At 72.4% G+C, this 9937-nt stretch carries 3 protein-coding genes; 2 read left to right on the top strand and 1 reads right to left on the bottom strand.

Translation table 11 applies throughout. The features are described from left to right. Positions 1-563 (bottom strand): hypothetical protein (locus ABZ260_RS38355; protein ID WP_355627281.1); only part of this gene is annotated, 563 nt, incomplete at its 3' end. A 325-nt stretch (positions 564-888) separates the two neighbouring features. Here ABZ260_RS38355 and gntD point away from each other — a divergent pair. Next, entirely contained in the window at positions 889-1917 is a 1029-nt protein-coding gene (gene gntD / locus ABZ260_RS38350) for a guanitoxin biosynthesis L-enduracididine beta-hydroxylase GntD (RefSeq protein ID WP_355627279.1), read from the top strand. Between the two features lie 41 nt (positions 1918-1958). Next, the coding region (locus ABZ260_RS38345; protein WP_355627277.1) for an amino acid adenylation domain-containing protein at positions 1959-9937 on the top strand (7979 nt) is incomplete at its 3' end.

Here is a 9937-nt window from a genome sequence, read left to right as displayed (position 1 = left end):
GTCTCCCGGGCCGGGACCATGCCCAGCAACCGGACCGCCGCCGCGTCGAGCGCGTCGTCGGAGCCCTGGACCAGTCGCACGGCGGCGTGCCGCTGCTCCACGGTCAGCCCCGAGGTCACCCCGACGAGTGCCGCGTAGACGGCGTTGGCCGTGCGCTCGCGCTGGGAGAAGTCGGTCCGGCCCTTCAACCACTGGGAGAGCACGACCAGGAGGGCGAAGACCAGGTAGATGATCCCCGCGGCCGGCCGGTAGAAGTAGTCGGTCGTCTGGGTGACGAACTTGCCGACCTCATCGACGAACAGCCCGAACCCGACCCCGCCGAGGACGGCACCCCAGGTCCGCGCGGCCTGGCCGAGGAACGCGAGCGTGATGCCCATGCCCACCGTCATCAGCAGGCCGCCCCACAGGACGTGGGCGATGTGCAGGCTCCCTCCGCCTAGCTGGGGATAACCGGCCCGTTGGAGATAGGCCCTGGTCAACAGCACCGCACTGATCCCGGATATCGCGAAGACCTGCAGATGCGCGGCGGCGCTGGTCACCCGGGTGAGGCCCGATAGGCGCAATGTAGTTCTCCCTAATGCTGCCGATGGCGTTCTGGGAAACGGCCGGCCGAGAAGGCGACGGCCTCGGCTCCGGAGGTGCCTGACCTACGGTGTCCCGCGTCGGCGGATCGACAGGGCGGCGACATGGAAAAGGTCGGTCCGGAGGATTAGAACCACATACGACGTTAGCACGAAGCCCGCTCTGACTGCGCTGTTTAGCCCCTAAGTCAAAGACGTTGAACCCGCCCCCCGTCATGCCGGAGGCTCGATTAGGGCCGGGGACGAATGGCCGCCCCGGCCACGGTGATTCCCAGGAACCGATTGCCGTTGGCAGAGGGAGTTAATTGTGCTGGCATTACATCTGCTGGACGACGACGTCATGGTGATCGAGGAAATCGTCCGGGACCTCTCCCAGCGTTACCAGACCGTCGAGTCCGCTGATTTCCAGCGCGAGAGCCGGACGTATGCCGAGGAACTTCCGCGACGTCTCCGCAGGGCGCTCAACGAGTTCCGCCTCGCGGAGCCGTCCGGAATCCTGCTGATCTCCGGGCTTCCGGTGGACGACGCGAGGATCGGCCCGACCCCCGCGGACTGGAAGAACAAGCCGGTGCCCTCGCCCACCATCGGGCACGACATCGCGTTCTTCCTCATCGCGTCCCTGCTGGGAGACCCCATCGGATGGGCCACGCAGCAGGGCGGCTACATCATGCACGACGTCTTCCCGATCAAGGGCTACGAACACGAGCAGATCGGCTGGAGCAGCGAGGAAACGCTTGTCTGGCACACCGAGGACGCCTTCCACCCGTTGCGCACCGACTATCTCGGCCTGATGTGCCTGCGCAATCCCGACAAGGTCGAGACGACCTATGCCGACGTTTCCGACGTGCGTATCGACGATGATGTCAAAGCCATTCTGTCACAGGAACGCTTCTATATTCTTCCGGACGACTCGCACCGCCCGGCGAATCGGGCCGCGGTGACCGGCGAGGATGCGAAGGTCGCGGATCTACGGAAACGCAGTTACCGGCAGGTCGACCTGGCGCTGGACACTCCTGAGCCTGTTGCGGTCCTTTTCGGCGACCCTGACGACCCATATATCCGCATCGACCCGCACTACATGGGCGGGATCCAGGAAGAGAACGCGGGTAAAGCGCTTGCCGCATTCGGGACGGCGCTGGATTCCGCGATGACCGGGGTCGTCCTCAAGCCGGGTGACATCTGCCTCATCGACAACTACAAGGCCGTCCACGGGCGCAGCCCCTTCAGCGCGCGCTTCGACGGGACGGACCGCTGGCTGCGCCGTCTGAACGTGGCGAGGGACCTGCGCAAGTCCCGGGAGTTCAGGCTGAGCGCCTCCTCCCGTGTCATCTACTAGCCGAACCGTCATCGGACACGTCCTCGAAGGCAGGAGTCAGCGTGACCCCCGACGCATCGTCCGTACCCGCGCCCGAGGGCGCCGCCACACCGCCGTTCGGTGAAGGCACGGAGTCACCGGGGGACCGGTGCCTGCTCGAACTGTTCGCCGAGCGGGTGCGCCGCGCCCCCGAGGCGACGGCCGTCGCCTCGGACGGGGAGTCGCTCGACTACGGGCGGCTCGACGCGCGGGCCAACCAGCTCGCGCACCACCTTCGCGCCTGCGGCGTCGGCCCGGACACGCTCGTCGGCGTCTTCGCGGAGCGCGGCGTGGAACTCGTCGTGGCGCTACTGGGAGTGCTCAAGGCCGGCGGCGCCTATCTGCCGCTGGACCCGGACAACCCGGCCGGCCGCCTGGCCTTCGCCATCGGCGACGCGGGCGCGGCCGCCGTCGTGACCCAGGCACACCTGCGAGCTCGGCTGCCCGCGACGGCCGCGCGGGTGGTCTGCCTGGACGACGAGGGGCCGATGATCGCGGACCGGCCGGTCACCGAGCCCGACCGCCGGGCGGGCCCGATGAACCTGGCGTACGCGATCTACACCTCCGGCTCCACGGGCCGCCCCAAGGGCGTGCTGGTCGAGCGGCGGCAGCTCGCGAGCTACCTGGCCTGCTGCGAGCGCGACTACCCGGCGCTGGCGGGGGTCGCGCTGCTGCACTCGTCGACGTCTTTCGACCTGACGGTGACCGCGCTGTGGGGCACCCTCGCCGCGGGTGGCCGGATCGAGGTCGGCGAGCTGGACGACGGCCGTCCCGGCGGCTCCGGAGACCGGCCGTCGTTCCTGAAGATCACCCCCAGTCACCTGCCGATCCTGGAGAACCTGCCGGAGGACCGCTCGCCGACGGCGGAACTGGTGATCGGCGGGGAGGCACTCCAGGGCGAGGTGCTCGACCGGTGGCGGGCACGGCACCCCGGGGTGGCGGTGGTCAACGAGTACGGCCCGACCGAGGCGACGGTCGGCTGCGTCTCCTTCCGGGTCGAGCCGGAGGCGGGGCCCCTCCGGGGACCCGTCGCGATCGGCCGCCCGATGCGCGGCACCCGCGCCTACGCACTGGACCGATCCCTGCGACCCGTCCCGGAGGGTGTCCCCGGAGAGCTGTACGTGGCGGGCGCCGGGCTGGCCCGCGGCTACCACGGCAGGCCGGGAGCGACCGCCGAGCGCTTCGTCGCCGACCCGTACGGTGGGCCGGGCGAGCGGATGTACCGCACCGGGGACCTGGTGCGGCGCCTGCCGGGAGGGGATCTGGAATACCTGGGGCGCACCGACGACCAGGTCAAGATCCGGGGCTATCGCGTCGAGCCGGGCGAGGTCGAGTCGGCGCTGGCCGGACATCCCGCGATCGCCCAGGTCGCCGTGGTGCCCTCCGGTGAGGGCTCGGGGGACACGCGCCTGCTGGCCTATCTCGTCCCGGCAGGCGAGGCGGCCCCGGCGGCGGCGGAACTCCGCGAGTTCCTGGCCCGGACACTGCCCGAGCACATGATCCCCTCGGTGTTCCACACCCTGGACCGGCTGCCGCTGGCGGCCAGCGGCAAGCTCGACCGCGGGGCACTGCCCGCGCCGGCCCGGCAGGACGGCACGGACGCCGGTTACGGAACCCCGCGCAACGACGCGGAGAGGGCGATCGCCGGCATCTGGGCCGAGGTACTGGGCGTCGACCGGGTCGGTGTCGAGGACGACTTCTTCGAGCTCGGCGGGAACTCCCTGCTCGCCTTCCGGGTGCTCCCGCGGATCAGGGCGGCACTCGGCGCCGAGCTTCCCGCCCGTGCCATCTTCAAGCTGCGCACGATCGCCGCGCTGGCGGCGTCGGTCACCCCGGCCGCCACCGGGACCGGCACTGGGACCGACGGTGCCGTCGTGCCCGTGCCCCGCACCGGGGACCTGCCGCTCTCCTTCGCGCAGCGGCGGTTCTGGTTCTTCCACGAGTTCGACCCCGAGGCCGCCGACTACAACGTCCGGTTCGGCTACCGGCTGCTCGGCGAGCTCGACCCCGCCGCGCTGGAGTCGGCCCTGCGCGAGTTCGTCGCCCGGCACGAGTCGCTGCGGACGACCATCTCCTCGACCGGCGGCGAGCCGGTCCAGGTCGTCCACCCCGCAAAGGGCCTTCAGGTCCCGCTGACCGTCGTGGACGCCTCCGGGCTCGGCGAGGAGGAACTGGAGCGCCTGCTGCGCCGGGAGGTGAGCCTCCCGTTCGACCTGGGACGCGGCCCCGTGCTGCGGATGACGCTGCTGCGCCGTGCCGAACGCGAGCATCTGCTGGTGCTGGCCGTGCACCACTCGGTGATCGACGCCTGGTCCATGAACGTGCTCGCCGACGAGCTGAGCAGGCTGTACGGCGCCGCCAGGGAGGGCGGCCGGGCCGAGCTGGCACCGCTGGCCGTGCAGTACGCCGACTACGCCGTCTGGCAGCGCGAACGCTGGACGGAAGAGGCCATGCGGGACCAGCTCGGCTACTGGCGGGAACAACTGGCCGGTCTGTCACCCCTCGAACTGCCCACCGACCGGCCGCGCCCGGCGGTGCGCTCCTCCGCCGGAGCGGCACACCGCTTCACCCTGCCCCCCGAGCTCACCGCGGCGCTCAACGGGCTCGCCGCGCGCAACGACGCCACGCTGTTCATGACGCTGGTCGCCGCCTGCCAGGTACTGCTCGCCCGCTACTCCTCCCAGCGGGACATCGCGGTCGGCACCCCCATCTCCGGGCGCGACCGCCCCGAGCTGGAACCGCTCGTCGGCTGCTTCATCAACACCCTGGTGCTCCGGTCGGCGGTCGACGGGAACCTGTCCTTCACCGACTTCCTCGGCCGGGTGCGCGAGACCGTGCTCGGTGCCTTCGGCAACCAGGACGTCCCGTTCGAACGCCTGGTGGACGAGCTGAGCGACGGCCGTGACCCGAGCCGGACCCCGCTGGTCCAGGCGATGGTGGCGCTGCAGAACGTACCGGAGAGGCCGCTGGAGTTCACCGGCGCGCGCACCGAGGGTTTCCGGCTCCCGCACGTGTCGGCGATCTTCGACCTCACCCTGGAGTTCGTCGAGCGCGACGGGGCGCTGGACGTGATGGTCGAGTACAGCACCGACCTGTTCGACCGGGAGACGGCCGAGCGGATGGCCGGTCATCTGGAGGTCCTGCTGGCCGCGGTGGCCGAGGCCCCCGACCGGCCGCTCGCCCGGCTGCCCCTGCTGACCGAGGCCGAGCGGCGGTCCCTGGCCGGATGGAACGGCCAGATCAGGGACCTCCGCGCGGACCTCCCCGTGCACCGCCTGTTCGCCGAGCGGGTCCGGCGGGCGCCGGACGCCGTCGCGCTGGAGTGCGGGGAGCGAGGGTGGACCTACGCCGAGCTGGACGAGCGCGCCAACCGGGTGGCCCACCGCCTGCGCGCCCTCGGCGTGGGTCCTGACGTGCCCGTCGTGGCGTGCGCGGAGCGCGGCCCCGAGCTGGTGGCGGGGCTCCTCGGCGTGCTGAAGGCCGGGGGCGCGTACGTGCCGCTCGACCCGGACACCCCACACGCGCGGCTGGCCTACGTGGTGGCCGACACCGGCGCGCCGGTCGTGCTGGTCGATCGCGCGACGGAGGGCCGGGCCCGCGGCCTGGACGCCATGGTCGTGCCGCTGGACGCGGGCGACCCCGGCGAAACCCGCCAGGCGGTCACCGAACCGGACATCGCCGTGGCCGGCGGGGACCTGGCCTACATCGTCTACACCTCCGGTTCCTCGGGCCGTCCCAAGGGCGTGATGGTCGAGCACCGGAACCTGTCCGACCTGTGCGCCTGGCATGTGGCGGAGTTCGAGGTGGTCAGTGAGGACCGGGCCTCGCAGGTCGCGTCGCTGGGATTCGACGCCGCCGTGTGGGAGGTGTGGCCCTACCTCTGCGCCGGAGCCCGGGTGGCCCTGCCCGACCGGGAGACGCTGGACGATTCCGCCGCGCTGGTGGACTGGTTCGCCAGGATGGGCACCACGATCTGCTTCCTGCCCACGCCCCGGCTGGACTCCGTCCTGGACGAGCCCGGATTCGCCGCCACCGGACTGCGCGCGATCCTGACCGGCGGGGACGTGCTCCGCCGCCGCCCGCGCCCCGGGACGCCGTACCGGCTGGTCAACAACTACGGTCCCACCGAGGCCACGGTCGTCGCCACCGCGGGCGACGTCACCTGGCAGGACGCCGGCCGGGCCGGGGGGCTGCCCCCCATCGGCTCGCCCGTCGCCAACACCGCCGCGTACGTCCTGGACGGCTACGCCAACCCGGTGCCCGTGGGGGTCGCCGGTGAGCTGTACCTCGCGGGCGCCGGGCTCGCCAGGGGCTACCTGAACCGGCCGGACCTGACCGCCGAGCGGTTCGTCGCCGACCCGTTCGGAGCCCCGGGCGGCCGGATGTACCGCACCGGGGACCTCGTCCGCCGGCTGCCCGGAGGGGAGCTGGAGTATCTCGGCCGCACCGACCAGCAGGTGAAGATCCGCGGCTTCCGGGTGGAGCCGGGGGAGATCGAGAGCGCGCTGCAGAGCCACCCGGACGTGGCCGGGGCCGTCGTCGTGGCCACCGAGGCCAGGCCTGGCCACGAGCGCCTGGCGCTGACCGGATACGTGGTCCCCGCCGGTGACGCGGAGCCGGATCCCGCCGACCTGCGAGCCTTCGCGGGCACGGTGCTGCCGGACCACATGGTGCCCGCCGCGATCGTCGTCCTGGAGGAGTTCCCACTGACCGTGCGGGGCAAGGTGGACCGCGCCGCCCTGCCGGCTCCCGGTGCCCCGCGGGACTCAGACGGCGGGTACGTCCCGCCGGGCGACTCGGTGCAGCGGGAGCTGGCCGGGATCTGGGCCGAGGTGCTGGGCGTCGACCGGGTCGGTGTCGAGGACGGTTTCTTCGCCCTCGGCGGCGACTCCATCCTCGCCATCCAGCTCACCTCCAGGGCGCGGGGGGCGGGGCTGCGGCTCACCTCCAGGGACCTGTTCCGCTGGCAGACGATCGCGGCGCTGAGCCCTCACGTGACCGAGGTGCGAAGCCCCGGGAGCCCCGGGAGCCCCGGGAGCACGGGGCCGGGCGGCCGGGCGCCGCTGACCCCCATCCAGCACTTCCTCTTCGAGAGGTTCACGGTTCCCGAGGTCTTCAACCAGTTCGTCACCGTGGAACTGGCGGACGACGTCGACGAGACGGCCCTGCGGGCGGCGGTCGCGGCACTGGTCGAGCGGCACGACGCGTTGCGGTCGCGCTTCGAGGTCACTCGGGGAGAGTGGTCGCAGCGCGTCGTGCCGGCGGGGGAGGAGGTGATCCTGCGCAGGGCCGACCTGTCCGGCGTCGCCGACGCCGAACTCGACGCCGCCGTCGAGCGGGAGACGGCGGCCGCGCAGGCCCGTGTCGACTTCGGCGACGGGCCGCTGATCGCGGCGGTACTGCTCAGCACCGGCCGTGGGCCGCGGCTGCTGCTGACCGCGCACCACCTCGTGGTGGACGGCGTGTCGTGGCGCATCCTACTGGAGGACCTGCGCACCGCGTACCGGCAGATCCTTCAGGGAGAGAGCGTCGACCTCGGGCCCAGGACGACCTCGTTCCAGGACTGGAGCCTCCGCCTGGCCGGGCACGTCCAGGCCGGGGGCTTCGACGACGAGCTCGGCCACTGGGCGAAGGTGAGCCGTGCCGGGGCCGCGGCGGCCCTGCCCCTCGACGGACCCGTCAACGGGCCCCTCGGCGGGCCCCTCGGCGAGCAGGGCCCGAACACCGTGGAGAGCGTCCGCGAGGTGTCCGTCGAACTCGACGAGACCACCACCCGGGCCCTGCTCCGCGAGGTTCCCGACGTCTACCGCACCGAGATCACCGACGTGCTGCTGGCCGCCCTGGCCCGGGTCGTGTCCGGATGGGCCGGGCGCGACCGCGTCCTGCTCGGTCTGGAGGGCCACGGACGGGAGGAGATCTTCCCCGACGTGGACCTCACGCGCACGGTCGGGTGGTTCACCAGCTACTTCCCCCTGGCACTGGACGTCCCCCGCGGACAGGATCTGGGCGGCCTCCTCAAGTCGGTCAAGGAGCAGGTGCGGGCGGTTCCCCGGCGCGGCCTGGGGTACGGCGCGCTGCGCTACCGGGACGGGTCCGCGCTCGCCGGCGATCCCGTCCCGCAGATCTGCCTCAACTACCTCGGCCGGTTCGACACCGAGGCCGGGGACGGGGGCCTCTACCGGGAGATCTCCGGCATCGAGCTGTTCCAGGATCCGCGCGACAACCGGCCGCACGTGCTCGACGTCGTCGGCTCCATCAGGTCCGGACGGCTCCAGGTCACCTGGTACTACTCGCCGAACCTGCACGAGCCCGCCACCGTCGAGCGCCTGGCCCACGAGTTCGCCGCGACCGTGGAGCGGATCGTCGGGCACTGCGCGGAGCCGGGCGCGGGCGGCCGCACCCCCTCGGACTTCCCGCTGGCCCGTCTGGACCAGGCGAGCCTCGACGCGCTGGTCGGCACCGGCCGCACGGTGGCGGACGTCTACCCCCTCACCCCCACCCAGAGCGGCATGCTCTTCGACTGCCTGATGGCACCCGACTCCGACGTCTACACGGCCCGGTTCGAGATGGTGGTCGAAGGGGTGGCCGCCCCCGAGGCGCTCGGCGAGGCGTGGCGGCTCGTCGCGGAGCGGACCCCGGTGCTGCGCACCTCCATCGCCTGGGAGGGGCTCGACCACCCGCTCCAGGTGGTCCACCGGAAGGCCCGGCTGCCGATCGCCCATCACGACTGGCGGGACCTGCCGGAGGAGGAGCAGGGAGCGGAGCTGGAACGGCTGCTCGCGCGGGACCGGCAGGCCGGGCTGGACCTCGCCGCGTCCCCGCCCACCCGGCTGGCGATCATCCGGCTCGACGACACCCGGGTGCGGGTCGTCTGGACCCTGCACCACATCCTGCTGGACGGGTGGAGCGTCCACCGGCTGCTCGCGGACGTGCTCTCCTGTTACGCCGCGCGCCGCGAGGGGCGGGACTGGCGGCCGGCGGCCCGCCGCCCCTTCCGCGACCACGTCGAGTGGCTGCTCGGCCTGGACGACACCGACGCCGAGGCGTACTGGCGCGAGGCGCTCGCCGGGTTCACGGAGCCGACGCCCCTGCCGTACGACCGGCCGCCCGCACCGGACCACCGGCCCAGGGCGGCAGGCCGGGTGAACGTGAAGCTGCCGGCCTCGGTCTCGCGGCGGCTCGCCGAACACGCCAGGAACGGCCGGCTCACGCTCAACACCCTCCTGCAGGGAGCCTGGGGGATCCTGCTCTCCCGCTACGGCGGCGAGCCGGACGTCTGCTTCGGCGCGACGGTCTCCGGCCGTCCCGCGGACCTGACCGGCGCGGAGTCCATGATCGGCATATTCATCGAGACGCTGCCGGTCCGGATCGCCGTGGACGAGAGCCGCGCCCTGCTGCCGTGGCTGCGCGAGCTGCAGGAGGAGCAGGCGCGGGCGCGCGAGCACGACTCCGTGTCGCTGCCCCGGGTGCGCTCCTGGAGCGAGCTGCGACCCGGCGCCCAGCTCTTCGATAGCGTCGTGGTCTTCGAGAACTACCCGATCGACCACGCCCCGGCCGGCGCCGCCGGCGTGCGGCTGCGGGACGTCGACGCCGCCGAGGTGAACGGCCACCCCCTCAACCTGGTCGTCTATCCGGGCGAGGAACTGTCCTTCGTGCTGCTCCACGACGGGGCGCTGTTCGAGGCCGCGACCGTACGGCGGCTCGGCGAGAACCTGGCCGCGCTGCTGGAGGAGATCGCGGCCGACCCGGAACGGACCATCGGGTCGCTGCCCTCGCAGACCCGGCGCGAACGGCGCCGGATGCTGGTGGAGTGGAACGACACGGCCCACGACACCCCCGCGCGGTGCGTGCACGAGCTGTTCGCCGAGCGGGCGCGCGCCGTTCCCGGCGAGCCGGCCGTGGTGTCGGAGGTCGGTGACGTGATCGGTGACTGTGAGAAGCCGGGCCTTGAGTTGGTCCTCGTCGTCATCGGGGATCTCCGCCTTGAGCGTTTCGGCGTCAG

It is taken from the genome of Streptosporangium sp. NPDC006013, from assembly GCF_040614275.1.
GTDB lineage: Bacteria > Actinomycetota > Actinomycetes > Streptosporangiales > Streptosporangiaceae > Streptosporangium.
The sequence above is the reverse complement of the archived record's forward strand: the minus strand, read 5'-3'. Positions and strand labels throughout refer to the sequence as shown.